Annotated in this window: 21 protein-coding genes, 3 tRNA genes and 1 pseudogene; 8 read left to right on the top strand and 17 right to left on the bottom strand. The window is 64.9% G+C overall.

Translation table 11 applies throughout. The features are described from left to right. Nucleotides 1-212 precede the first annotated feature (212 nt). Nucleotides 213-785, bottom strand: coding sequence for a CGNR zinc finger domain-containing protein (locus C2138_RS01105; protein ID WP_108514851.1), 573 nt, complete (start codon nt 783-785; stop codon nt 213-215). 99 nt (nt 786-884) lie between these two features. On the opposite strand from C2138_RS01105, the gene C2138_RS01100 reads away from it, so the two are divergent. Continuing rightward, nucleotides 885-1,532, top strand: coding sequence for an SDR family oxidoreductase (locus C2138_RS01100; protein WP_108514849.1), 648 nt, complete (start codon nt 885-887; stop codon nt 1,530-1,532). A gap of 28 nt (nt 1,533-1,560) precedes the next feature. Here the strand turns inward: C2138_RS01100 and C2138_RS01095 are convergent, their stop codons facing one another. Next, nucleotides 1,561-2,388: an SDR family NAD(P)-dependent oxidoreductase gene (locus tag C2138_RS01095; protein ID WP_108514847.1), complete on the bottom strand. Its 828-nt coding sequence runs from the start codon at nt 2,386-2,388 to the stop codon at nt 1,561-1,563. 174 nt (nt 2,389-2,562) lie between these two features. On the opposite strand from C2138_RS01095, the gene C2138_RS01090 reads away from it, so the two are divergent. From C2138_RS01090 to C2138_RS01075, 4 genes are read left to right on the top strand one after another with little or no spacing between them, the layout of a single operon-like run. Further along, complete coding sequence (locus tag C2138_RS01090; RefSeq protein WP_108514845.1) at nt 2,563-3,387, top strand: ABC transporter ATP-binding protein; 825 nt, start codon at nt 2,563-2,565, stop codon at nt 3,385-3,387. Next, entirely contained in the window at nt 3,384-4,064 is a 681-nt protein-coding gene (locus C2138_RS01085) for an ABC transporter permease (RefSeq protein WP_108514843.1), read from the top strand. Before C2138_RS01090 ends, C2138_RS01085 begins: the two co-directional genes overlap by 4 nt. Beyond that, a complete protein-coding gene (locus tag C2138_RS01080; protein ID WP_108514841.1) occupies nt 4,061-4,795 on the top strand; it encodes an ABC transporter permease in 735 nt (244 codons plus the stop codon). Before C2138_RS01085 ends, C2138_RS01080 begins: the two co-directional genes overlap by 4 nt. 16 nt (nt 4,796-4,811) lie before the next feature. After that, complete coding sequence (locus tag C2138_RS01075; protein WP_108514839.1) at nt 4,812-5,717, top strand: ABC transporter substrate-binding protein; 906 nt, start codon at nt 4,812-4,814, stop codon at nt 5,715-5,717. A 19-nt stretch (nt 5,718-5,736) separates the two neighbouring features. On the opposite strand, the gene C2138_RS01070 is transcribed toward C2138_RS01075, so the two are convergent. The 10 genes from C2138_RS01070 to C2138_RS01025 all read right to left on the bottom strand — a co-directional run bounded on the left by C2138_RS01070 (nt 5,737) and on the right by C2138_RS01025 (nt 15,247). Continuing rightward, complete coding sequence (locus C2138_RS01070) at nt 5,737-6,105, bottom strand: cupredoxin domain-containing protein (RefSeq protein WP_199220450.1); 369 nt, start codon at nt 6,103-6,105, stop codon at nt 5,737-5,739. Next, entirely contained in the window at nt 6,105-6,488 is a 384-nt protein-coding gene (locus tag C2138_RS01065) for a nuclear transport factor 2 family protein (protein ID WP_108514837.1), read from the bottom strand. The genes C2138_RS01070 and C2138_RS01065 overlap by 1 nt, the downstream gene beginning before the upstream one ends. A gap of 69 nt (nt 6,489-6,557) precedes the next feature. Next, on the bottom strand, nt 6,558-7,538 hold the full coding sequence (locus C2138_RS01060; protein ID WP_108514835.1) for an ice-binding family protein: 981 nt from the start codon (nt 7,536-7,538) through the stop codon (nt 6,558-6,560). Nucleotides 7,539-8,159: 621 nt separating this feature from the next. Then, nucleotides 8,160-10,484, bottom strand: a complete 2,325-nt coding sequence (locus C2138_RS01055; protein ID WP_108514834.1) for a M28 family peptidase — start codon at nt 10,482-10,484, stop codon at nt 8,160-8,162. 234 nt (nt 10,485-10,718) lie between these two features. Further along, nucleotides 10,719-10,795 (bottom strand) — tRNA-Met (locus C2138_RS01050). 28 nt (nt 10,796-10,823) lie between these two features. After that, nucleotides 10,824-10,895 (bottom strand) — tRNA-Thr (locus C2138_RS01045). A gap of 142 nt (nt 10,896-11,037) precedes the next feature. Further along, nucleotides 11,038-11,358 carry a VOC family protein gene (locus tag C2138_RS13770; RefSeq protein WP_422395416.1) on the bottom strand — a complete coding sequence of 107 codons (321 nt, stop codon included), beginning with the start codon at nt 11,356-11,358 and terminating at the stop codon, nt 11,038-11,040. 88 nt (nt 11,359-11,446) lie between these two features. After that, nucleotides 11,447-12,352: a sugar ABC transporter permease gene (locus C2138_RS01035; RefSeq protein WP_108514830.1), complete on the bottom strand. Its 906-nt coding sequence runs from the start codon at nt 12,350-12,352 to the stop codon at nt 11,447-11,449. Then, nucleotides 12,352-13,959 (bottom strand): ABC transporter permease subunit, encoded by a 1,608-nt coding sequence (locus C2138_RS01030; protein ID WP_108514828.1) that lies wholly within the window; start codon nt 13,957-13,959, stop codon nt 12,352-12,354. Before C2138_RS01030 ends, C2138_RS01035 begins: the two co-directional genes overlap by 1 nt. 76 nt (nt 13,960-14,035) lie before the next feature. Continuing rightward, on the bottom strand, nt 14,036-15,247 hold the full coding sequence (locus C2138_RS01025) for a sugar ABC transporter substrate-binding protein (RefSeq protein ID WP_108514826.1): 1,212 nt from the start codon (nt 15,245-15,247) through the stop codon (nt 14,036-14,038). Between the two features lie 232 nt (nt 15,248-15,479). Here C2138_RS01025 and C2138_RS01020 point away from each other — a divergent pair, with 232 nt between their 5' ends. Further along, nucleotides 15,480-17,174, top strand: a complete 1,695-nt coding sequence (locus C2138_RS01020; RefSeq protein ID WP_108514824.1) for a glycoside hydrolase family 13 protein — start codon at nt 15,480-15,482, stop codon at nt 17,172-17,174. Between the two features lie 72 nt (nt 17,175-17,246). Here the strand turns inward: C2138_RS01020 and C2138_RS01015 are convergent, their stop codons facing one another. From C2138_RS01015 to C2138_RS01005, 3 genes and pseudogenes are all read right to left on the bottom strand, one after another. Next, complete coding sequence (locus tag C2138_RS01015; protein ID WP_108514822.1) at nt 17,247-18,284, bottom strand: M23 family metallopeptidase; 1,038 nt, start codon at nt 18,282-18,284, stop codon at nt 17,247-17,249. A gap of 138 nt (nt 18,285-18,422) precedes the next feature. Next, the gene (locus tag C2138_RS01010) at nt 18,423-19,526 is read right to left on the bottom strand and encodes a peptidoglycan DD-metalloendopeptidase family protein (protein WP_108514820.1); all 1,104 of its coding nucleotides are present in this window, start codon (nt 19,524-19,526) and stop codon (nt 18,423-18,425) included. A gap of 164 nt (nt 19,527-19,690) precedes the next feature. After that, nucleotides 19,691-20,532 (bottom strand): annotated as a pseudogene (locus tag C2138_RS01005) (inositol monophosphatase family protein). 82 nt (nt 20,533-20,614) lie between these two features. On the opposite strand from C2138_RS01005, the gene C2138_RS01000 reads away from it, so the two are divergent. Next, nucleotides 20,615-23,146: an MMPL family transporter gene (locus C2138_RS01000; protein WP_108514818.1), complete on the top strand. Its 2,532-nt coding sequence runs from the start codon at nt 20,615-20,617 to the stop codon at nt 23,144-23,146. A 248-nt stretch (nt 23,147-23,394) separates the two neighbouring features. On the opposite strand, the gene C2138_RS00995 is transcribed toward C2138_RS01000, so the two are convergent. Next, nucleotides 23,395-23,479 (bottom strand) — tRNA-Tyr (locus C2138_RS00995). Nucleotides 23,480-23,642: 163 nt separating this feature from the next. Here C2138_RS00995 and C2138_RS00990 point away from each other — a divergent pair. Further along, complete coding sequence (locus C2138_RS00990; protein ID WP_108514816.1) at nt 23,643-24,665, top strand: LacI family DNA-binding transcriptional regulator; 1,023 nt, start codon at nt 23,643-23,645, stop codon at nt 24,663-24,665. Between the two features lie 28 nt (nt 24,666-24,693). On the opposite strand, the gene C2138_RS00985 is transcribed toward C2138_RS00990, so the two are convergent. Continuing rightward, complete coding sequence (locus C2138_RS00985) at nt 24,694-25,542, bottom strand: lytic transglycosylase domain-containing protein (RefSeq protein ID WP_108514814.1); 849 nt, start codon at nt 25,540-25,542, stop codon at nt 24,694-24,696. Between the last annotated feature and the right edge of the window lie 21 nt (nt 25,543-25,563).

The following is a 25,563-nucleotide window of genomic DNA, read 5'->3' as shown; positions in this document are numbered from 1 at the left end:
TACAAAGACCCGCCGACATTCTCTGTCGTTCCTGCAATTTGGTGAGCAAAAATGCCCGTGGGGATCCACGCGTGGGCACGATCCCGCAGATGAGTTGGCAGCGTCGCGAGTGGCCAGCTTCTGCACCAAAATCCGACGGGAAGCGCAGAATTTGGCCACTCACGCGAGAAGCTCAAGACGATTCTTCGCCAGCCCGTAAGCCGGGCGAACAGCTAGACCTGCGCGGCGGCGCGCTGACGGTGCGCGCGAACCTTGGCCCTGTTGCCGCAGCGCTGCATCGAGCACCAGCGGCGGTTGTTTGCGCGGGACTCGTCGAGAAAGACGTGGTTGCAGTCGTCTGCCTCGCACGAACGGATGCGGTCGGCACCGTGCTGCGTGAACTGACGAACGGCGTCGCGGGCGATACTCGAGAGGGCTTGCGATACACGAACGCGGGTAGCGCCCGCCCGGCGGCTTCCCCCGGCGAGCGCGGGAGGAACATCCGGGGTCGCCGCGAAGAGGTTGATCGTGTCGACATCTGCACGGGTGGGCGATGCCCCGACGCTGATCGCGGCGGCGGAGCGGGCGATCGCGTCGCGCAAGAGCAGCGCGTCGAGCAGGTCGCGGTCGAGTACCTGGCGGTCGAGGGAGTCGAAGCGCTCGGCCACCCACTCCAGCAGGTCGGCCGGCGTGACGAACTGCGTGCGAACATCCGCACCGGCAAGCCCAAAGTCGAGGCTGAGTGCACCGGAATCAAAGAACCACTTGGTTCCGTCGAGGTTTGCCAGCCACTGTCCCGTCGTCATGCTAACTAACTTAGCCGGTTATAGCGGTCTCTCGCACGCGAGCCACTCCCGCTGCCCAGGTTGCGCGCATACCCTGACGCGACAACGAAGGGATGCTCCATGTCACGAATCGCACTCATCGGCGGCCACGGAAAAGTTGCGCTGCTCCTCACTCCCCTCCTCGCAGGTGCTGGGCACGAGGTCTCGTCGATCATCCGCAACCCCGATCACGCCGCCGACGTAACCGAGGCGGGCGCAAGCGCCGTCGTCGCCGACATCGAGAATCTGACGACGGACGAGATCACCGCCATTCTCGCGGGGCACGATGTTGTGGTCTGGTCGGCCGGCGCGGGCGGCGGAAACCCCGCACGCACCTATGCCGTCGACCGCGATGCCGCCATCCGATCGATGGATGCCGCGGAGCAGGCAGGCGTGCGGCGGTATGTGATGGTGTCGTACTTTGGCGCAGGCCCCGATCACGGTGTTCCACCGGAGCACGGGATGTTCGCCTACGCGGAGGCGAAGGCGGCCGCCGACGAACACCTGCGCGCGAGCACCCTGGCGTGGACAATTCTCGGCCCGAGCGCGCTCACCCTGGACCCGCCGACCGGACTCATCGACGTGACAGCCACCGAGGCGACCCATGTCGGCCGCGCCGACGTTGCCGCCGTCATCGCCGCGGTCGTCGAGCGCGACTCGACCTCTGGCCGCACGATTCAATTCAACGCCGGCAGCACGCCGATCGCCGAAGCACTCGACAGCGTTTAGCGGCAGAGCGCCGGAGGGATGCCGGCGGCTACGCGCCGGGGCGCCCCGTGAACTCATCCATGGACTTGTAGACGCCAAACCACTTGCCGCCCACAACATCCCACGCCCGCGTCGGCAGCAGCCCGCGCACCACCTTGGACAGGTTCACCGACCACGGCAACAGCAGCATTGGGGTGCCGCGAAGCATGGCCTTCCACGCCTTCTTCACGGCGAAATCAGGCTCCATGAGCGGAGTGAGCACGGGGCCGCGTGCGCCCTCGAACATGCCCGTGCGAATGTAGCTGGGGGCAAACGTCGTGACCTTGACCCGCTCGTGCCCCGCCTTCACCAGCTCGAGCCGCACCGAGTCGCTCCAGCCGATGAGCGCCCACTTCGACCCGGCGTAAACGGCCATTTTGGGGTTCGACAGCGTGCCCGCCGCCGACGCGATGTTCAGGATGCGACACTCGCGCCCCGAGGCGATCATCCCCGGCAGAAACTCCCTCGTGATGTGCATGGGGGCGAGCGCATTGATCGCCATGGTGAAGTCGATGTCGCGCTCGGCATCCTGATCCCAGAACCACGCGCTGCGCACGACACCGGCGTTATTGATGAGCACCTCTGGCGTGCCGACCTGGGCGATTACGCGCGCCGCAGCATCCTGAATCTGCTCCCGCTGTGAGACATCGACCATAAACGGATGCAGCGACACTCCCCGGGGAGCCAGCTCACTGACGGTGGCCGCCAACTGAATCTCGTTGATGTCCCACAGGATGACGGAGGATGCACCCTCCGAGATTGCCCGTTCCACGTAGAGGCGGCCCATCCCCATGGCGGCTCCGGTAACGAGCACGACTTTGCCGGCAACTGTTTGCATGCTCAGACGCTAGCGACTACACCGCCGACCACCGTGATCTTTGGCTATTACCTCCCCCAGAACCCAGGCGCAGGGGGTGTCTCTGCGAATGTTCTGGACTAGCGTGATTCGACGGGTAGCACGTCCCCGCGGGTGAAGATCCGGAGGAACGCATGAAGGCACGGGGTTGACCGCATGATCGAGTTCCGCTCCGTGTCCAAGCGCTTCGATGACGGCACCTTGGCGATCAACGACTTCAGCCTGGTGGTGCCGGCGCGCAGCACAACAGTGCTGGTGGGGTCATCCGGATGCGGCAAAACCACCCTCCTGCGCATGATCAACCGCATGATCGAGCCGACCTCTGGCACGATCGAGATCGATGGCGAGAGCGTGCAGGGGCGCGACCCGGTTCGCCTGCGCCGCAGCATCGGTTATGTGATGCAGAACGCGGGCCTGCTGCCCCACTTCACGGTGCTGGGCAACGTGGCAACCGTGCCGCGACTCAACGGAGCGAGCAAGAGCGCCGCAGGCGACCGCGCGCTCGAATTGCTCGACACCGTCGGGTTGAGCCGTGACCTGGCCGACCGCTACCCCAGCCAACTCTCGGGCGGGCAGCAGCAGCGCGTGGGAGTAGCGCGGGGCCTGGCCGCCGACCCGAACGTCCTGCTCATGGATGAGCCGTTCGGGGCCGTGGACCCCATCGTGCGAGCGGAGCTCCAGCAGGAGACCATCCGCCTGCAGCGCGAGCTAGACAAGACCGTAGTTTTTGTAACGCACGATATCGACGAGGCGTTTCTCCTCGGCGATCAGGTTGTCATCCTGGAGAAGGGTGCCCGCATCGCGCAGGTGGGCAGCCCGAGCGAGATCATCGAGAACCCGGCGAATGATTTTGTCGCCAGCTTTATCGGCATCGATAAGGGCAAGCGGGCATTCACTGTGAAGGAGACGCCGCGCGGCGCCGTAGTCGTCGACGGGGCGGGCCGCACTCAGGGAGTGCTGATCGAGGGGGGCGACGCATGAATTGGGTGCTCGAAAACCTCGACCTGATCGGCCGATTGTCGCTTGAGCACATTCGCCTGAGCCTCGTTCCCATCGTGGCGGGGCTGCTCATCTCGGTGCCCATCGGCTGGCTCGCGTTTCGCTTTCAACCCGCCCGAGGGGTGATTCTCACCGTGACCGGGCTTCTCTACACGATTCCGTCGCTCGCCCTCTTTGTGATCTTGCCACCCCTTCTCGGCATCAGTTATCTGAGCGAACTCAACGTTGTCATCGCCCTCACGATCTATGTGATCGCCATCATGTCGAGGTCGGTGGCGGATGGCCTTGGCTCCGTAGAGCCTGCGACGCGACAAGCCGCCACCGCCATGGGCTATGCGCCATGGCGCCGCTTTTGGACCGTTGATTTTCCCCTCGCCGGGCCCGTCATCCTCTCGGGTCTCCGCGTCGCCGCGGCAAGCACCGTTAGCCTCGTGACCATCGGCATCCTGATCGGCGTCGAGAGCCTCGGGTACCTGTTTACCAACGGCTATCAGCGGCGCATCGTTCCCGAGATTTTCGCTGGCGTGATCATGGTGATGCTCATCGCTCTGGTCATCGACGTTATGCTCATGCTGGCCGGACGGATGCTGCTGCCATGGGCGCGCGCCACGACGGAATCGACGGCGCCCGCCCGTGAGCGCATGGCGGAGGCCGCATGAACCTGTTGCTCGAAGCCTTCGCCTGGCTGGCCAACCCGGAGCAGTATGTAGGCCCGAACTCGATCCCGCTCCGCCTGGGCGAGCACCTCGTTTATACGGCAGTTTCGCTGCTCATTGCCGCCATAATCGGCATCCCGCTCGGCTATCTGATCGGCCACACGGGCAAGGGCCGCGAGCTTGCCGTTGGGCTGTCGGGGGCCGCCCGCGCACTGCCGTCGTTCGGGCTGATCCTGTTGCTGGTTCTTGTGCTCGGCGTGACCAATAAACCCGAGGCCGCCTATACGGCGTTTGTGATTCTGGCGGTTCCGTCGATTCTGGCGGGAGCGTATGCGGGGTTCGAGGCCATCGATCGCCACATCATCGACGCCGCCCGCGCCATGGGAATGACCGGATGGCAGGTTCTGTGGCGGGTCGAGGTGCCGCTCGGCCTGCCCATCCTGATCGGCGGCATCCGCTCCGGCGCGTTGCAGATCGTGGCCACCGTGACGCTCGCGGCCTACATCGGCCTCGGCGGGCTCGGGTATTACATCTTTCGGGGGCTGCCCCTCGGCCGCTACGACGAAATGCTCGGCGCCGCCATTCTCGTTGCCCTGCTCGCGATCGTGGTCGATGGCGTGCTCGCCCTGCTTCAACGCCTGCTCGTGCCGCGCGGTGTCACCGCAGGCCGCACCCAAGAACTCCGCACGTCGTCGCCCCGGCGACGGGCGGTGCCCGCACCACCGACCCCCTGACACGAAGGAACCCCCCATGTTCTCAGCACAGAAGAAGGCCCGCCTCGCGCTGGGTGCCCTCCTCACGGGCGGCGCACTCCTGCTTGCGGGATGCGCATCCGATGACCCCCTGGATTCCGGCAGCAGCCCCGACAACGACGCGATCGTCATCGGATCGCAGGCGTACTACTCCAACGAGATCATTGCCGAGATCTATGCCCAGGCCCTAGAGGCAGAAGGCTTCACCGTGGAACGCAAATTCAATATCGGCCAGCGGGATGCTTATATGCCGTCGATCGAGAACGGCGAGATCGACCTGTTCCCTGAGTACACCGGCAACCTGCTGCAGTTCTACAACCCCGACACGACCGCAACGGCTCCGGATGAGGTCTACAACGAGCTTGCTGCGTCGCTGCCCGTAGGCCTCACTGTGCTCGAAATGGCATCGGCGACCGACCAGGACTCCTACAACGTGACGGCTGCGTTCGCTGAGAAGTACGGGCTCGAAAGCCTCGACGACCTGAGCGAAGTCACAGAGCAGATCACTCTGGGAGGCGCTCCGGAGCTTGAGGAGCGCCCGTACGGACCGTCGGGACTCGCCGATGCCTACGGAGTGCAGGTCAACTTTGTCGCGACGGGCGACACCACCGTTGAGGATCTCATCGCGGGCACCGTGAACATTGCCAACGTCTACAGCGCAGACCCGCGCATTCAGACTGAGGACCTGGTCACGCTCGACGACCCTCAGAGCCTGTTTCTGGCGTCAAACGTGGTTCCGCTCGTGAATGCCGACGTTGCCGACCAGATCGCCGACGTGATCAACACCGTCAACGCGAAGCTCACGCCAGAGGGTCTCGTTGCCCTCAACGTGGAGTCGACCGTCGACCAGAGCTCCCCCGAGGCGATCGCCAAGGACTGGCTCGCCGAGAACGGTTTGAACTAACGGATGCGCAACCCGTCGGTCACACTGCGAGCACGGTAAACACCATGCCGTGCTCGCGATGCGGTGGAATTGAGCACCAGCCGTCGAGGTCGCCCGAGACGACGCCGACATCGATCGTTTCGGACTGCCCCTGGCCAAAGCGCTCAGACTCAACGCCGTTGTCAAAGACCAGATCGTGCAGGTCTCGGTCGTCGTTCACCAGCTCGATAACGAGCCGATTGCCGACGGGCACCTCAACGCTGTCGGGCACGTAGCGGCTGTCGACCATGCGCACCTCAACCGTGGTGGTCTCCCCGGTCTCCTCGACAGTCGGGGCGGAGGAGCATCCGCTGAGCACCGCACCGGCCAGGACGACCAATGCTGCAATGGAGGCTAATGAGCGCTTCATTAGTCGGGAAGCGCCGTCATGCGGGCAGCAACGATCTTCCATTCGCCGTCCGTGAGAAACCAGGTGATTCCCGAGAGGGAGCGGATGGGGCGGCGACCATCGGCGCGCTCGATCTCCGCCTCGAAGCGACCGGAGACGAACACGGCCGTTTCGTCGTCGCTCACGATGATCGAGTCGATGTCGTGCTTCGCGCCGATGTACCGCGCAACACCGGAGCGCAGATTGCCAAAGTACTGCTCGAACGTGTCGGCGTGGCCGCGGGAGTGAACATAGACAAGGCGGGGGTCACACATGGCCTCGAAGGCGGCGTAGTCGGCCTCAATTAGCGACTGGATGCGGGCGGCATCCAGCGTGCGGATGGTGTCTTCGATCGTGGTGCTCATGGTGCTCTTCTCCTGTGCGGGTGGCGCTCTCTTAGAACTCGCGACGACGTGCAGTCATGCCGCGGGCGCTCACTGCTTCTCTGACAACCCCAAGCGGATGCGAAAAGCGATGAGCAATGCACCCGCCAGGATAGCCAGCGCTGCACCACCGAGAAGAAGGGGCGACCCGTTACTGCCGGTCGGCGGGAGAGTGTTTAGCGTCGATGACGTTGCTCCTCCCTGCGGGGCGGTCGCCAGCGGTACGGTGCCGGCGCCAGTGCCGTTGCCGGTGCCAGGAAGTGTCGGTGTGGTCCCACCGCCAGCAGGGGGCGGTGTCACGACCCCCGCAGTGCATGTCGCATCCACCGCGATGGTGGTGGAATCGAGAGTCACAGCGTCGTTGCGGGCGAGGAGGCGTCCTTCGACGGTCGTTGCGGTGTTGGCGGTGATCGAGGTCAACGCAAGGACGCTCCCCACCAACGTTGAGCCGGTGCCGAGCGTCGCGGATGACCCAACCTGCCAATACACGTTGCACGAAGTCGCACCGCCCGTGAGCACAACCCGGCTTGCGGAGGCGGTGATCAGGGTACTGGCCGTCTGAAAGATGAACACCGAATTGGCATCGCCATTGAGGGTGACGGTGCCGGTGAGCCCCAGAGTACCGCCCGAATATACCCCTGAGGTCAACGTTCGACCGCCAAGTTCTGTGACGCCGCTCTCCGTGGGGGTTCTTCCTGCCGCGTCGTTGTACGCGGTCGTCACGTCCGCCTGAGCCTGAAGGGCAACTGCGTCGGTTGTGTGAACGGTGCCCTGCACATCTGCGGGGAGTAGACCGGTGATCGCCGTACCGGGGAAAATCCCGACATTGCCTTCAATCACCGAGGTTCCGGTGTTCGTGATGGCCGAACCGGCGACAACCGCGAAGTCCGTCGCGGTGCCGAGACCGACAGGAGCCTCCGCGGCTGACGCGCTCGACGGCACGGTCGCGCAGGCCAGGACGACGCTGAGGCCCAGCGCCGCGCTGAGTCGCACTAGTCCGCCGACGGAAGGGTGGATTTTTACTCTGGACATCTGGTCTGCTCTCATCTGCGGGTGTTGCTGTCTGTACATGCGAAAGACGCGGAGGTCGGAGAATTGCCGAGATATTTAATCTCAGCGCCGTCTGAGTTCAGGAGGAGAAGGTGCCGTTGCTTGGCGCATTCTCGACCGGATAGGCGAGGCGTTTTTCGCGCTCTGCGATCCCGACGTGCGGGGTAACGCCTCAATACACTCGCCGACGATGGCGACCCAGCGATTCCCTGTGTGAGGAGGGTGGTCGCGGTGCTCAGCTGCACTTCTGCACAGCCGTAGACCACTCAGTCTAGTGGGGCGGCGCAGATAACGAGCGGCTGGCCCATCTTCGGCCGAGTTCAGGCCTGATCACCCAACGTCGCAGCCCTAGCCCCGCCCGGGTAGACGGCACTCGTCCGCACAACACCGTTACCGCTCGAAAAGACACTCCGGCCTGCCTAGCGGACGGTCTCTTCGATCGTGGTGCTCATGTTGCCTTTCAGTGTGCGGGCGTTCCGTGGAGGTCCCGTTGTGACGACGCGTCCAGCCTAGCCTCGCGCCGCTGCACGCTCCCGGGGTCGCAGGGTCGCGGGGTCGCGGGGTCGCAGGGTCGCGGGGTCGCAGGGCGGGAAGCCAACGGTGCTACAACGCCGTCTGCCTCGAAACCCACACTCCCTGCTGAAACAACACCCGCCCCTCCGGGCCAGCAAACTCGTCGATCACGCCCAGGTCAGCGGTGCGGTCGGCGACGAGAACATCGACCGGCCCCGTGCCCTCGATCAGAAGCTCTATCTCGACACCTTCTGCGCCGACACCTTCGATGTGGAGCCCGAACGTCCAGGTCTCGCCGACTGCTTCCGGGGCCAGCTCCACTCCGCCGACCTTCGCAGAGAGAACCGTTGAGCCTCCAACCCACACCCCCAGCGTGGGGGCTGAGCGCCGCGAATCGATTTGCAGCGTGAGGGTTCTGCGGTCGCCCGCGGCCTCATCCGTGACCACCGTCACGCTCGGCGCCTCTAGCTCCGCGACGGGGGCCTCCCCCGTGCTGCGGGAGCTCGTGCCCCACCACGGAGCGACATCGGCCAGCACGCGGCGGTCCCCGTCCAGCAGTTCGGCGCTCCACTCGCTCACCGGCGCCCGGCGACTCGACCACAGCGCGGTGCCCGCGTCGGTGTCGATGGCGTATTCGACACTCTCCTGGCGGGGCAAGGTCGCACCCTCCGCATTAGCTACGAGCCCTCCGGCGGCGAGCGCGACGACAACCACGACGACGGATGCTGCACCAACGGTCGCCCGCAGCGGTCGGGCCCTTTCCCCGGTCTGCGATGTCGCCGGGCGAAGCTCGGCCACCACCGGCAGCGTCATCAGCAGCACAATCGCCACGAACAATGCGGCCACGGGCCCGCCCAGCGGCAGTCCCAGCTCGGAGGCCGACACCGCCACCGGAACGATCAGCGCGAATGCGGGCAGCGCGCCCAGCGCGAGCACGGCGACCCGCCACGAGGCAAACTTGGCCGGAAGCAGCTGAGCGACGACCATCGCCACGGCGGCGAACAGGGCGGGGAATGCCACGACAGATGCGGCCCCGGGCAACGCGACCGCGAGCGCTACGCCCACCACAGTCACCGCCACCAGCGCGCCCGTGACCAGGGCCGCCTGCCCGAGCATCCGCCGGAGGAGAAGGAACGGCCCGACTACGGCGCCCACCGTGAGCACGGCGATTGCGGCCAGATACGGCCACGCAACATAGGGCTCACCGACGCTCGCCGATGCCTGACCCGGGTCGATAGCCAGGGCAGCCAACCACAGGGCATAGGCTCCGCCCGCAGCCAGTGCCACCGACACGAGCGCGACAACAATGCCGATGAGCGTTCTGGGCACGGTCAGCTCGCGACGACGCCGACCGATTACGGCTGCGGCAATGGCCGCGCCAAGCCCGGCGATCGCGAACGGCAGCTCGAGGGCGAGCGGAAACCTCAAAAGCCCCCAGGGCACGGTCGCGACAATGGTGTCCTGGCCCTCCTGCAGTGCAGCCAGGTCGGCATCCTGGAGCTCGCGGGTGAGAGCCAGCGTCGACTGCCCCATCTGCTGCAAGGATGCGCGACTCAGATTCTCGGGGCTGTCGAGCGGCGAATGATAGAGAGCCCCACCGCCGACGATCGCACTGTCGGTGCCGAGCAAGCCGCCCTCGGAGAAGCGGCTGAAATCGGTGTCGTTGCTCATGAGGCCGAACACCGTCTCCATCGCAGAGTTCGCGACGACTCCGCCCGCGGCCGAGGTGTAAGCCGTGATGGGTCCGTTGGGGCTCGACGTGCGGAATGTCAGTGGCGAGCCTGCGGTGCCTCGTGCCTCGAGATTGACGACAACGACCGGCTGCACGAGGGATGCTGAATCGTCCCGTGTGAACGCCTCAGCACCCAGCAGCCCGGATTCCTCGCCGTCGGTGAAGAGGATGATGAGGTCGTTGGTCGGAGTCTCATCGCCGAGAGCGCGCGCGGACTCCATGATCGAGCCGATGCCGATGCCGTCGTCACCGGCACCGAGCGAACCGTTGACGGAGTCGTAGTGGGCGGCGAGCACGAGGGTTCCGGTCGGGTCGCTGCCTTCGCGCGTCGCCACGATGTTCTGAACGAACGCGATGCCCTGCGTGCGCCCCGGTCTCGTCTCCGAAACTCCGGTGCGCTCCTGCACCTCGACCTCCAACCCCAGGGCCTCCAGCTCGCCCACGAGGTAGTCGCGGGCCTCGGCGTGGGCTGGGGAGCCAATCGGGCGCGTCTCCTGAGAGATCGCCTCGATGTGCTCCATGGCGCGGGTGGCGCTGAAATCGCCAGCCGCCGCATCCTCACCGAGCGGTGCCGCAGGAGCCTGCGCGAGGGTGCATCCGATCGCGACAGCGACGAGTGCCGCGATGGCCACCGGCGCTCCCCATCGACGAGCGCGGGAAGGGCGGAGGGCATCGATGCTCATGCGCCGAGCCTAGGGGCGGGGCGGGGTTGGCGGCTACCCAGCGCTAGCTCCACCGAGACTGCGCAAATGGTCGTCTATTCGGGTCTAAGGCGACAATTTGCGCAGTCTCGACGGAGCGCGGAAGCCCGTTGATCGACTTCGGCGCAGTCGCTGCCCCCACGACCCCCGACAACCTTGCAAGAGCCGTCGGTCGGATGTACTGAAGAAGGAAGCCCGATTCAATGAAAGGGCCCGTGGTAGCTGAGGCGGGGCACGATCCCGCGACCTCACGATTATGAGTCGTGCGCTCTAACCAACTGAGCTACTCAGCCACGGCATCCCATAAATAAAGGATGACCGAGCCCCCTGTGGGAATCGGACCCACTACCTCTTCCTTACCAAGGAAGTGCTCTACCAATGAGCTAAGGGGGCGTTGCTTCTGCATGCAGAAGCCGCGCCCGTTTCAGGCAACCCGACAAGAATAACATTTCCCACGGGCCCTCATGAACACGGCGTCACACCCGGGTGTGGCGGGCGGGCGGCGTTAGGCGAGACGTGGGTCACCGCAGCCGCATCACTGAATGCAGAACTCGTTGCCTTCTGGGTCGCGCATCACATAGTGGCGTTCGACAAACGGCCCCCATGCCTCTTCGTGAAAGGCCACCTGGCTAGCACCGAGGGCAACGATGCGGTCGCGCTCGGCATCGAGCTCTTCTGGTGTCGGCCGGCGCCCCGGGGTCGCGTTGATGTCGAGGTGCACGCGGTTTTTGACCGTCTTCGCCTCGGGCACGCGCTGAAAGTACAGTCGCTGCCCCACCCCTGTGGGGTCTTCTGCAATGCTGCGCGCGTCGAGATCGTCCTGGGTGCCGCCACCCGCGAGAACAGCTTCTCCCAGTTCTGCCGGGTATTCGGCGCGGGGGTACCCGAGCGAGAACTTCGGATGCCGTTGGCGGCCACCGGGGCGAACAACCGACCGCAGCGAGCTACTTAACGGCTCCCGCGGTCAACCCACCGACGATGTACTTCTGCAAGAACAGGAACAGGATCGTGACGGGCAGCGCCGCGATGATCGCTCCGGCCGAGAAGGCTCCCCAGTCCGCATAGTTCGGGTTTGAGATGAGCTTGTAGAGCCCGACCGCGAGGGTCTGCTTCTCGGGGTCGATGAGCACGATGCTCGCGACCACGAACTCGTTGGTCGTCGTAATGAACGAGAGCAGGCCAACGACCGCGAGAATCGGAGCAACGAGCCGCAGGATGATCGTGAAGAAGATGCGGGCATGGCTCGCCCCGTCGATCTTGGCCGCCTCGTCGATGTCTTTGGGCACCGTGTTGAAGAACCCGTACATGAGGTAGGTATTCACGCCGAGAGCACCGCCGAGGTACACCATGATCACGCCGATGTGGGTGTTGATGCCGATCGCGGGGAACCAGTCGCTGATCGTGTTCATGAGGAGGAAGATCGCCACGACGGCGAGCAGCTGGGGGAACATCTGAACGAGCACGATCGTCATGAGCCCGAATCGGCGACCTGCGAACCGCATCCGCGAGAACGAGTACGCGGCGAGGGCCCCCATAAACACCGTGAGCACTGCCGTGACGAAGGCGATGACCATCGTGTTGATGAACCACGCGCCGAACGGTTGCGAGGGGTCGTTGAACAGACGCTCGTAGGCTCCAAAACCGATGTTGGAGAACAGGGCATTTGACCCGGTGAGCGAACCGACTGGGTTGAGGGATGCCGACAGTACATAGAGCAGCGGGAACAGCGAGAAGACGATGAGCACGAGGCCGACGAGGTGTCGCCAGCCGGTCGCGTGGAACCACCGGCCGAAGGAGAACGTGCGCTTGGTCGGGACTGTGGCGCCCGAGCGGGTCGTTACTGCGCTCATTAGTTCAGGTCCTCCAGCATCTTGGTCTTTCTGAAGCTCACAACCGCGATCACCGCGACCAGGATGAAGATGATGATCGTGAAGGCACTCGCGAGGCCGTAGTCACGGAACTGGCCCGTAAACGCAACCTTGTAGACCATCGAGATCAGGATGTCGGTCGCCCCAACATTGATGCCCGCGCTCGTATCGCGAGGCCCACCGCCCGTGAGCATGTAGATGAGGTTGAAGTTGTTGAAGTTAAAGGCGAACGATGAGATGAGGATGGGCGCCATCGTCACGAGCACGAGGGGCAGTTTGATGAGCCTGAACACCTGCCAGGGTTTCGCCCCGTCCACCGTCGCGGCTTCGACGACGTCATCCGAGATGGACTGCAGCGCTCCCGTCGCAACGAGGAACATGTAGGGGAATCCGAGCCACAAGTTCACGACGAGGATGCTGATCTTGGCCAGAACCGGATCGGTAAGCCAGGGGATGTCGGCCCCGCCGAACAGCACCTCGTTGACGAACCCGAACCGCTCGTTGAGCATGCCGGCCCACACCAGGGCAGAAAGGAACGCGGGGAACGCGTACGGCAGGATCATGATGATCCGGTAGAACTTGCGTCCCTTCATGCGCTTGTCGTTGAAGACGATCGCGAGGAACATGCCGAGAAGGAAGGTCGACGCCACCGACAGCAGCGCGAACATGATCGTCCAGATCGTCACGTTGATGAGGGGACCGCGGATGCTCTCCTCGCCGAATGCGCGCGCGAAGTTGTCGAAACCTACCGTGATGCGCCAGCCCGGAAGCAGCTCTTCGCCGCTCTCTGAGGTGAACGCGCCCGTGCCGCTATCGCTGTAGACGACGCCCGTTTCGGCATCCGTCATCGTGTCGGCCTGCTCGTCATAGATCAGGCTTGAGAGATAGATGTTGGCCGAGCTGCCGTCGCCCGTGCGCAGCACTCCGTCGTTCGGGTCGTCCGAGACGGGGACCTCAAGGTCGAAGACTTCGCCCTGCCGCTGGAGAACATCCTGAAAACTGAGCGACGTGTATCCGGGCACCGAGACGGCGACATTGCTGTCAATCTCCGCGTTGTCGACCTCGGTGAGGGGCGAGGTGGCGGTGCCGACGCTCACCTCTCCGTCGGGATCAGTGACGAGCAGACCGAGGCCCTCGAGGCTCTCAACAACGGTTACCCGGTAGGTAACGGAGTCGGGGACCCGCTCGCGGGCCGAGCTCATGAGCGCCTGAACGGCCTGGTCCTTGTCAGAGTTGTGACCGGTGCCGTAGTTGGTAAAGCCGATGTAACCCGTATAGGCGATTACGAAGACTTGAAAGATGAGGAGAAAGATCAGGCCAGGGGTGAGGTACTTGGCCGGGATAGCGCGGTGCGAAAAGTAGATCCAGTTCACGACGAGCGTGACCACCGCGACGATTGCCGCGACCAGCCACTCGTCCTTCAGCACGAGCACGAAAAGCGCATAAACCGCGATGGCATCGACGATGCCCAAAAGCACGATCTTGAGCAGGATGATCTTGAGACCGCCGGAGGCCGCCTCGGCCAGGCGCGCAGCCTTCTTTTGCCTGGGGCTAACCACGACCTCGGGGTCGGTGTTTGTTGGTGTCATCTCGCAGCCTTCGTCCGCCGTGATGGTGGGGGTGCCCCGCGATGCGGGACACCCCCGTGTCTATCTGTCTCAGCGACTACTTGTCGAGAGCTGCCTGGATGTCGGCGACGAGCTTCTCCCACGTGGTCGTGGGGTCGTCACCGTTGAGGATTGCACCCTCTGCCTGGCCCCAGAACTCCCACACGGCACCCATTGCGGGGCTGGCGGGCATCGGGACGGCCTCGGCGCCGACGGCACGGAAGCCCGCGACGATCGGGTCAGAGGAGGCGTATTCGGCCGATTCGGTGAGGGCGGGGAGCACGTTGCCCGAGTCGAACAGCGCGTTCTGAACCTCAACGGTACCGAGGTAGTTAACGAGGAAGTCGTTAGCAGCGACCTTGTTCTTGCTCTGCTCGTTCAGCAGGAATCCCTTAACACCAGCGAAAGGCTGGGCGGCCTCGGGGCCCGGCGTGGGGATCACGTCGACGGCAACGTTGATGCCCGCCTCCATGGCCGCACCGACGTTCCACGGGCCCGTGAGCCAGAAGGCTGCCGCGCCGCTCGTGAACTGCTCCTTGGCGATGTCACCCGTGAGCTCGGTGTCGATTACTCCCGTGCCGTTCTTGCCCTGAGTTGCAAGCCAGTCGGCGAATGCGTATCCGCCGTCGCTGCCGATCTGCAGGTCGCTCGTGTCGTATCCCTCATCGTCGCTGCCGAAGACGGGAGCACCGAACGAGGTCTGGAACGGGTAGAGGTGGTACGGGTTAGCGAGGCCCTGGCCGTCGGACTCAACGACGAAGGTGCCAGCGGCGATCATCTGGTCGTAGGTGGCGACGGGGTTAGGCACGAGATCGGCGTTGCGGAGAAGCGCGATGTTCTCGACTCCGTAGGGCAGCAGGTACTGCTGGCCTTCATACGTTGCGGCCTCGTAGGCAACCTCGAGAAACTCGTCCTGCTTGTCGGCCAGCTCGATGGGGGCAACGATGCCGTTGCTCACAAGCTCGCCCAGCCAGTCGTGGGCGCCCATGACGATGTCGGGGCCCTTGCCGGTCGGAGCCTGCTGTGTGAAGTCGTCCTTGATGTCGGCGTTGGCCTTGGATACGAGATCCACGGTGATGCCGGTCTTCTCCTTGTAGGAGGCCGCGACGCCCTTGAGCGCGTCGACGCGCTCGGCGTCAACCCACACGGTGAGCTTGGTCGTGTCGCCGCTGTCGTCGGCGCCTGAGCCACCCGAGCAGCCCACGAGGCCGAGAACGGCAGTCGTGGCGATTGCCCCGGCCGCGAGGATGCTGCGCGATTTCACCGTCATTGGTGTCACCTTTCCTGTGTGTGATCGCCGCGCTGCTGACCGAGCCCACCGTGGGGTGAGGTGCCAGCGTGCTGTGCGGGCTTTCGTTGTGATGTGTGAACTTGCAGGAGACTGCAAACGCTTTCATTGTCACCCATCAATGTTCATTTGCCAATAATGAACAAGATCCGTTCCCAAATCGCAATGATGCAAGCGCTTTCACAATCCAGCCGGGTCAGTTAGTCTGTCGCCCATGCGTCCTGACACTGCCGATGACAACCGCACCCCCGCCCCGGAGTGGTGGCGCTCCGCCGTGATCTACCAGATCTACCCGCGGTCATTCGCCGACGCATCGGGCGACGGCATCGGCGACCTCCCCGGAATCACCGAGCGCCTCGACTCGCTCGCCGAACTCGGAGTCGACGCAATCTGGCTGTCGCCGTTCTACACATCACCGCAAAAAGACGCCGGCTACGACGTCTCCGACTACTGCGACGTCGACCCACTCTTCGGCACCCTCGCCGACTTCGACCGGATGCTCGCCAAGGCGCATGAGCTCGGCATCCGGGTTATCGGCGACCTGGTGCCCAACCACTCGTCAGACCAGCATCCGTGGTTTCAGCAGGCCCTTGCGGCTGGCCCCGGCTCTGAGGAGCGCGACCACTACATGTTCCGGGAGGGGCGCGGCGAGAACGGCGAGCTACCGCCCAACAACTGGCAGTCCGTCTTTGGTGGACCCGCATGGACCCGCATCACCGAGGCTGACGGAACCCCTGGCCCCTGGTACCTGCACATCTTCGACTCCTCGCAGCCCGACTTCAACTGGAGCAGCACGTGGGTGCGCGAACAGTTTCTCGACGTTCTGCGCTTCTGGCTCGACCGCGGCATCGACGGCTTTCGCGTCGACGTTGCTCACGGCCTCGTCAAGGCCGACGGCCTGCCCGACTGGACCCCTCCCGCCGAGGCCGGCAGCATGGGCGGCGTGCCGCTTGAGCCGGGCGTCGAGCCCGAGCTCGTGGAACTTGCTCCCTACTGGGGGCAGGAGGGCGTGCATGAGATCTATCGCGAGTGGCGTCTGCTGCTCGACACCTATGAGGGCGACCGTGTGCTTGCCGCCGAGGCGTGGGTGGACCCGCTCAGCCGCATCGCCCACTGGGTGCGCCCGGACGAGATGCACCAGGCCTTCAACTTCGCCTACCTGGGCACCACCTGGGATGCCGCTGCTCTGCGCCGGGTAATCGACGAGTCGATCACCGCATTCGGTGCCGTCGGAGCCCCCAGCACCTGGGTTCTGAGCAACCACGACGTCGTTCGCCACGCCAGCCGACTCGCCCTCACGGCCGAGAACCTGCAGGGCCACGGCATCGGCCCGCTCACCGAGGGTCTGCCCGATCCCGTCGTTGGCCTACGCCGCGCTCGCGCCGCCACGGCTCTCATGCTCGCGCTGCCCGGCAGCGCCTACATCTACCAGGGCGAGGAACTCGGCCTGCCTGAGGCCGTGGACCTGCCCGACGATGCTCGCCAGGACCCCACGTGGTTCCGCACGAACGGCGAGCGGTATGGCCGTGACGGTTGCCGCGTTCCGCTCCCATGGACAGCGGATGCCCCCGCCTTCGGATTCAGCACCACGGGCGAGAGCTGGCTGCCGCAGCCTGCGGGCTGGGGAGCCTTCGCGCGCGACACCGAGCGCGGCGACCCCGAATCCACGCTTGAGCTCTACCGCCTCGCGCTTCGCCTGCGCGCCGAGCGGGGCCTCGGCAACTCCACCCTCGAATGGGTAGATGGCTTGCCGGAGGGCGTTCTCGGGTTTGCAACGGACGGCATCACAGTCGTTGCCAACACCACGGGAGATGCCGTTGTTCTGCCCGCTGGCGATGTGCTGCTGGCCTCTGGCCCGCTGGGCGAGAATTCGCTGCCCGGCGACACCACGGTCTGGCTCGCCCGCTGAGGTTTCGGCGGCAGTCGCGCCGCTGAGTCGCGCGCGGCGCGAGTCGAGCGCAGCAGGCGCGAGCTCGGTGACCTAGTTCGCGTTGGCCTTGAGCCAGGCGAACGGATCGATGGGCGTGCCATCAGCGTGGATCTCGAGGTGCAGGTGGGCGCCGGTCGATGCCCCAGTACTGCCGACGAGGCCGACAATCGTGCCAACGGTGACCTGCTGGCCAACGGCGACCTGGATCGATCCCCACTGCATGTGCGCATAAGCGCTCTGGATGCGCTGCCCGTTGACGACGTGATCGATGACGACGTAGTTGCCGAGGCTGTTGTCGCTGACGACGACCTTGCTCACGACCCCGTCGGTGATGGCCTGGATCGGAACACCGGAGCCGGGCGTGAAGTCGACACCAAGGTGGTAGGTGGAGCAGAACGAACATGCCGAGCGCGGGCCGAAGCCATACGTGATCGGCGCTGGGCTGGGGAACGGCCACTGGATGCTGCCGCCCGGGTTGTTCGTGTAGCTGAAGTTGGGGTTGCCTGCCGTGGCCGAGCCGCGCACAGGAACCGGCTTGACGTAGGCCTTGGCCGTGTAGCTGTCTCGCACGGCCTCAGCAATGGGGGCGCCAGCAAGGATGCCGAGCGACTGCACATCGGCGTTGATGTCGGCGAGAGCACCCAGGCTCTGAGAGGCCTCTGCGGAATCACCGGCCATAAGCGCGCCACCGGGGATGGTGGTTGAGACGAGAATCGCGCCGACGCCGAGCATTGCGGCCATGCTCATGGCCGAGCGCATGAAGCTCTGAGGGCGCCGAACTCGCACACGGCGACGACGCTTGGTCGCGGCATCTGCCGGGGCGGATGCCGCCACAAGCGGTGAGGACGCGGTCGTTGCGCGCACAATGGCTTGCGGCACGGGCGGAACGACAAGCGGGGTGCTGCGCGTTACGGGCGCCTGCGGCATCCGGTCAGCGCCTGCGATGCGGTCAGCGCCCGCGATGCGGTCAGCGCCTGCGCGTTCCTGCTCGCGCATCTGGCGGCGGGTAAGAGGAACCGATCCTGCCGCACCGGTGGGCGCAGCTCCGAACGAGGCAGTCTGCGGACTGCCGTTATCGGCTCGGGTCATCGTTGGGCTCCTACACGCAGCGCCTCGGGACGGCGTTCTGCAGTACAAAGATTCCGCTCAACCGGATGGTTTGTAACGGATTCATAAACACTAATGCAGCGGAGAGCCTACCAGGAACCCCCTTCTGGGGGTGTTTCGCTAGTTAGCGTTTGCCTTGAGCCACGCGTAGGGGTCGACCGGAGTTCCATCGAGGTGGATTTCGAGGTGCAGGTGGGCGCCCGTTGAGTTGCCCGTGCTGCCGACCGCGCCGATCGTGGTTCCTACACTGACCTGCTGGCCTACCGCGACCTGGATCGAACCCCACTGCATGTGGGCGTAAACGCTCTGAACGCGCTGTCCGTTGATCACGTGGTCGATCATGACGTTGTTTCCGAGGCCGCCACCGGAGATGTTGACCTGGCTCACGACGCCATCGGCGACCGACTGGATCGGCACACCGGAGCCCGGGGTGAAGTCAACGCCGAGGTGGTAGCTGGAGCAGTAGGAGCACACATTGCGCGAGCCGAAGCCCGAGCTGATGGGCACGGTGCCGGGGAACGGCCACTGCACGCTGCCGAAGGGGTTGTTCGTGTAGTCGAAGTTGGCGTTACCGCGCAGCGTGGTGATCTGCTGACGAACAGCCTTGGCCTCATAGGAGTCGCGAGCAACAGCGTCGCCCGCGGCTGCGGCCGTCGCTGCCGCGGCGTTGACCGTGACCTTCTGCGGCTCTACCGTGGCGAGCGAGGCGGTCGAACCCGATGCGAGCCCCTGGGACTGAGCTTCGATCTGCTCTGGCGAGTAGAACGCGGTCGCCGGAGTCGTAGTCGAGACGAGAATGGCGAAGACGCCCGCCATGGCGGTCACGCTGATGATGGAGCGCAGGGTCGACTTGCGGGGGGCGGCGGCCGGCCGACGCAGTGCCACCAGTGCCGGAACAGCGGTCTTGGAAGGCTTGCGTGCCTTTGAGGTTCGGGGAGCCCTGGCAGCCTTCGCAGGAGTGACGATCTTGTCTGCCCGGCTGCGGTCGCGACGGAGCGGCGCGGTTGCGGCGGGAGCGGGAACTACCGTCTCGGCCGTTGGCATCTCTGCGACGATGTGCGACGATCCGATCGCCAGCAGCTCGTCGAAGGAAGAAACAGTGCCGATCAGCGTCGAATCTGCGAGCTCTGTGACCGAAGACGTCGAGCTAGAAGCAATTGGGCTAGTTGTGGTGCGGCGCCCCGAGCGACCTATCGCCCGGTGCGAGTGCTTCGATGGCGCCACTAGGCGGCAACCGAGTTTACGCAGGCAAGGGCAAGCATTCGGGACATTTGAAAGAACTCCTACAACACAAATGACCAGCTCAGTTCGGGCTGACTGGTCCGACTAGGTAATGACACATACAAGAAAGGTCCCCAAGGGGACTAAATGAGGCTACCCCAGACCTCTCAAACCTCCCAGCTGAGGTCGTGCTTTAACAGGTATCTCTCAAGGTAGTTAGTGAGGAGCTCATCCCCGGCGATGGTCATCTGGGCGGATGCCGCCGCCCCATTCATGCCCACAACCCTCGCTCCCGACTCCCTCGCGATGAGAGCTCCCGCCGCGTGATCCCAGGGTTGGAGGCCTCTCTCGAAGTAGGCATCGAGTCGCCCGCAGGCTACGGAGCATAGGTCGAGCGAGGCGGCGCCCATCCTGCGGATATCGCGTACCTCTCTCAATAGTGGTTCGAGCATCCGCACCTGCCGCAATCGCACCTCTGAGTCATAGCCGAACCCCGTTCCCACGAGTGCACGGTCGGGCTGCACTCCCCTATTTGCCCGGATCTCTTCGCCATTCAGCCTGGCCCCGCCCCGGTCGTTGCGGTGAAAACCTCGCCCGATTCCGGGCTCACGACCACGCCGGCGAGCGCCTTCCACGTGAGCGGGTTCGGCTCCCCCTCCACTACGGCAATGCTCACCGCGTAATTCGGGATGCCATACAAATAGTTGACGGTGCCGTCGATGGGGTCCACGACCCAGGTGAGCCCGCTGCTCGATGCGGCGGCGTCACTCTCCTCGCCAAAGAACCCGTCGTCGGGGCGCGCCTGCGCAATCTCGTCGCGAATAAATGCCTCGACCTCACGATCGGCGAACGTCACAACATCCACCGCCGACGACTTGCTCGCGGCGACCGCGACCCCCTCCCGGCGACGGGTCTTCGCGATCTCACCCGCTCTCAGCGCGATGTCGACGGCAATAGAGAGGAGCGCATCAGGATGCGGTGGCCCAGCGGGCAGGTCTGCGGAGGTCATATCGCCATCCTTCCACCGCTCAAGTAGCGGCATTCATGCAGATTTCACTGCGTAAGCTGAATGCTTCACAGGGGAGAAAATCATGGCTAGCGCTTTGTACCGTTTGGGTCTATTTTCTGCGCGGCGCGCCTGGCTTGTGATCATCAGCTGGCTCGTGATCCTCGGCATTTCGGTCGGCGCATTCTTGGCCCTCGCCGGCTCCCTCTCCAACAGCTTCGACATCCCCGGCACCGCATCCGGAGCTGTGACAGACCAGCTCGCCGAGAAGCTGCCTGACACCGCTGGCGGCACCGGCACCGTGGTCTATCGCACCGACGATGGCACCCCCTTTACTGAGCAGCAGAAGCAAGAGATTTCGGAGCTCGCCGAAAGCGCGGCCGACATCGACGGCGTCGCCGCGGTCGTCGACCCCTTTGGCGCGGAACAGCAGCGGGCTGAGCAGCAGCAGCAGCTCGCCTCCGGCGAAGCGGAGATCGCCGCTGGCCGCGCTCAGCTCGATGCCGGTCAGGCCCAGCTCGATGCCGGAGCGCAGCAGCTCACCCAGGCCCAGCAGCAGGTGGATGCCGCCCGCGCCCAGGCCGAAGCGGCGGGCCAGGCCGGTGCTGCCATTCTGCAGCAGATCGAAGCCGAGCAGGCTCAGCTCGACGCACAGAAAGCCGCCATTGCCGAGCAGCAGGCGACCCTGGATGCCTCCCGCGCCGAACTTGAGGCCGGCGTCGAATCCCTCGAACTCGGCACAAAGCTGCTCTCTCTCGCCGATGGCATCGGCACCGTCTCCCAAGACGGCTCCACCGCAATCGTCAACGTCTCGTTCGTCGACCCCCGCCTCGAGCTCTCCGAGGAGACCAAGCAGGCGGTTATCGACCACTTCGAGGAGACCCCCGTCGATGGCGCCGAGGTGTCATTCGGCACCGATATTGCCCAGGGCGTTCCCCAGATCTTCGGCATCGGCGAGGTCATCGGCCTTCTCTTTGCCGCCGTGGTTCTTATCGTCATGCTCGGGTCGCTTGTTGCGGCATCCCTGCCGATCGTTACCGCACTCGTCGGCGTCGGCGTCGGTGTGACCGCATCCCTCGCGTTCTCCGGTGTCGTCGACATGGCATCCGTCACCCCCGTGCTCGGCGTCATGCTCGGCCTCGCGGTAGGCATCGACTACTCCCTGTTTATCGTGAACCGCCACCGCAAGCAGCTGCTCGCCGGTGTGCCGACCCGCGAATCCATCGGGCTCGCTACAGGGACTTCGGGCACCGCCGTCGTGTTCGCCGGGGCGACCGTTGTCGTTGCATTGCTCGCGCTGAATGTGACCGGTGTGCCGTTCCTTGGCCTGATGGGAACGGTCGGCGCCGTGTGTGTTGCGGTCGCCGTGCTCATCGCCATCACCCTGGCCCCCGCCATCCTGGGCCTCGTCGGTGAGCGCCTGCTGCGCCGCAAGACGCGCGACACGATCGGCAAGCCCGTGGTCGAGAAGGAGGTGCGGCCGATGTCGACCGTGCGGTCGATCATCACCGTGCTGGCGAGCATCATCGTGCTGCTCATCATCGCAATCCCTGCCCTCTCGATGCGGCTCGGGCTGCCCGACGGGTCGAGCGAACCGGCCGACTCCACCAGCTACCGCGCCTTCCAAGCCGTGGAGGAGGAGTTCGGTGCCGGAGCCAACGGCCCCATGCTCGTCACCGCTACGGTCGACGGCGGTGTTGACGACGACGACCTGCTCGCAACGCAAGTGCAAATCGCCGAGACCCTGGCGGACCTGGATGATGTGGTCGCCGTCGCCCCGATCGCCACATCAGACGACAACACTCTCCTGGCGTTCCAGGTGTTGCCGGCCGAGGGGCCCAACAGCGAGTCAACAGAAGAACTCGTGCAGGAGATCCGCGCCCTGCCAGCCATTGACGACAACATCACTCTCGGCGTTGCCGGGCAGGCCGCCATCAACATCGACATCTCACAGAGCCTCAACGATGTGCTGCCCAGTTACCTCGCGGTGGTCGTTGGCCTGTCGCTTCTCATCATGATCGTCGTCTTCCGCTCCCTGCTCGTGCCGCTCATCGCCACGGGCGGGTTCGTGCTCTCGCTGTTCGCCACCTACGGGCTCATCGTCGCCGTGTTCCAGTTCGGCTGGGGAGCCAGCCTCATCGGCATCCACAGCACGGGGCCGATCCTGAGCTTCTTGCCGGTGATTCTGGTGGGCATCCTGTTCGGGTTGGCGATGGACTACCAACTCTTCTTGGCATCAGGGATGCGCGAGGCCTACATTCACGGATCCAACGCGCGCCTCGCGGTGGCGCAGGGGTTCAGAGCCGGGCGGTCCGTCGTGACCGCCGCAGCGCTCATCATGATCGCCGTGTTCGGTGGGTTCATCTTCTCGGAGTCCACCATCATCCGCTCGATCGGATTCGGCCTGGCCTTCGGAGTGCTGCTCGACGCGTTCGTCGTGCGCATGCTGCTGATGCCCGCGCTCATGCACCTGCTCGGCAAGTCGGCCTGGTGGCTGCCGCGCTGGCTCGACAAGATTCTGCCCAATGTGGACATCGAGGGTGCCGCGCTTGAGCGCGACCACCCCGTGCCCCATCCTGTGACGGGGTCGGCACAGGCGTTCGCGCCGCGGCAGTAGCGCCCCTCGGTAGCGCCCCTCGGTAGCGCGGGGCGAGCCCGCCCGCGCCCGCTCGCGCTGCGCACTGTCCGCGCGCGCGAGTGGTCACTTTCCGCACCAAAAACCAAGTTTTGGCGCAGAAAGTGACCACTCACGAAGAGTTTGGGTCATGGATAGGCAGCGCCGACGGGGGAACCCACTCGGACGTGTGCGACATCCTGCAGCACGGATGACGAAAGCCCCCAGCAATTCGCTGGGGCTTTCATTGGTGGTGGCAAGTGAGGGATTCGAACCCCCGAATGCTGAGCAGTCTGATTTACAGTCAGATCCCTTTGGCCGCTTGGGTAACTTGCCCCGCTCCTCCGACCACATGTAATCATCTGATCGAAGGCGCTGAGAACAGAATACAGGGTTTGGAGCGTGCTCGTGAACGCGTCGTCGCTCCCCCAACCGGGGAGGGCGGGCACCGCCGGGGCGATGCGGCGAATAGGATCGGCTCGACAGCAGGAGGAGAACGATGCCGGGCATCCAAGCGGTGGCGCAGCTCGCCGGAGTAAGCACAGCGACGGTCTCCCGTGCCCTCAGCGGCAAGTCGAACGTGTCAGAAAAGTCCAAGGACGCCGTTCTTTCTGCCGCCAAGGAGCTCGGATACGTCGTCAGCTCCAACGCGTCCAGTTTGGCCACGGGGCGCACGCGAAACATCGGCGTCGTCGTCCCCTTCTTAACAAAGTGGTTCTACACCTCCGTCTTGGAGGGGGCCGAAAGCGCCCTGCTCAGCCACGGTTACGACCTGACCCTCTATAACCTTGCGGGCGGCGGCGACGAGCGGCGCAGCGTGTTCGAGCACTTCTTGCTGCGCAAACGGGTGGATGCGGTGATTGCGATTTCGCTTGAGCTCACCCCCAAGGAGCTCACGGGCCTGCTCGCGCTCGACAAGCCTGTGGTCGGCGTTGGCGGGCCATTGCGCGGCGTTCACACGCTGAGCATCGACGATGTTGCCGTGGCCCAGCTCGCCACCGAGCACCTGCTCTCGCTCGGGCACACGAGCATCGCCCACATCGGCGGCACCAAGGACTTCGAACGCGACTTTCATCTGCCCACGAACCGCCGCATCGGCTACGAGTCAGCACTGGAGGCCATGGGCATCCCCGTGAACCCCGGCCTGTTCCGGGCCGCGAACTTTAGCCTCGAGGGTGGGTACGACGCCGCGAAACAGTTGCTGGGCTCACCGCGCGACCGACCCACGGCGATCTTTGCAGCATCAGATGAGATGGCGATCGGCGCGATTCTCGCCGCCCGCGATATGGGGCTCAGCGTGCCAGACGACATCTCCATCGTCGGAATCGACGACCACGAACTGAGCGCGTTCTTCGGCCTCACCACGGTGGCCCAGTTCCCCGAACTGCAGGGGCGCATGGCCGCCGAGCTGCTGCTCGACCAGCTGCATCCCGAAACCCGCAAGCCTGGTTCCATCAACACGGCGCTGCCCTTCGACCTGGTCGTTCGGTCAAGCACCGCCCGCCCGCGCAGCGGCCGCTAAGAGAACCGGCCGCTAAGAGAACCGCCGGTCAGCCAAAAGCGACGGTCGCCGCCGCCTCGGCATAGCGGTTGGCAGCGTCTGCCACTGAATGGGCATAAGCATCCGACCGGTTATAGGCATGGATGCCTGCCCGCCAGCCATCCTCATCCACCATGTCCGGGCTCGACCGGCACAGGTAATTCGAGGCGGCGATCACAGCATCGTCAATATTCTGCGGGTCCTCGACACCATCGCTATTGCCGTCCACGTGCCAGTTGCGCCACGTGCCGGGAATGATCTGCATCGGCCCCACCGCCCGGTCATGGGTGGCGTCTGCGTCGATCGTGCCGCCATCGGAATCCGGGATGCTGGCCACACCGTTTCCGTCGAGGGCGATTCCATAGATGGGCGGCACCGTGGTGCCATCGGTCGCGATGGTCGACCCTCCATAGCGGCCGTGGTCACTTTCTATGAGCCCAATCGCGGCGAGGTGGTTCCATCCGATGCCGCAGTCGGCCCGGTCGGTGGATTTGAACAGGGCTGCGCCAGCGTAGGCGGCGAGCGCCCGTTCGGGGATGCCGGTTGCTTGGGCTGTCGCTCGGACCCAGTCGTGGTCTGCCCTACCCACGGCACCCGGCGCAGGGACCTCGGCCTCGGGCGGCAACAGAGATGGGGCCGCATAGGCCGCGTCGCTCTGGCGAGGTGCCTCAGAGGTGCTCGTTTGGTCGCCGGTCGGAGTGAGCAGCATGGCGACGATCGCTACGGTTCCTCCCAGCGCGATGACCCCCGCGGCAATGCCGCCGACGAGTGCCCACTCGGTCGGTCGCCGGGAGCGCTTATCGCGCCCATCCGGCCCCTCCCCCCGTGGCTTTGCGGCATTCGGTGAGGGGTAACGCATCCCCCGACCCTACCCAGGCCG

The sequence above is a fragment of the Salinibacterium hongtaonis genome (genome assembly GCF_003065485.1).
GTDB classification, from domain to species: domain Bacteria; phylum Actinomycetota; class Actinomycetes; order Actinomycetales; family Microbacteriaceae; genus Homoserinimonas; species Homoserinimonas hongtaonis.
The sequence above is the reverse complement of the archived record's forward strand: the minus strand, read 5'-3'. Positions and strand labels throughout refer to the sequence as shown.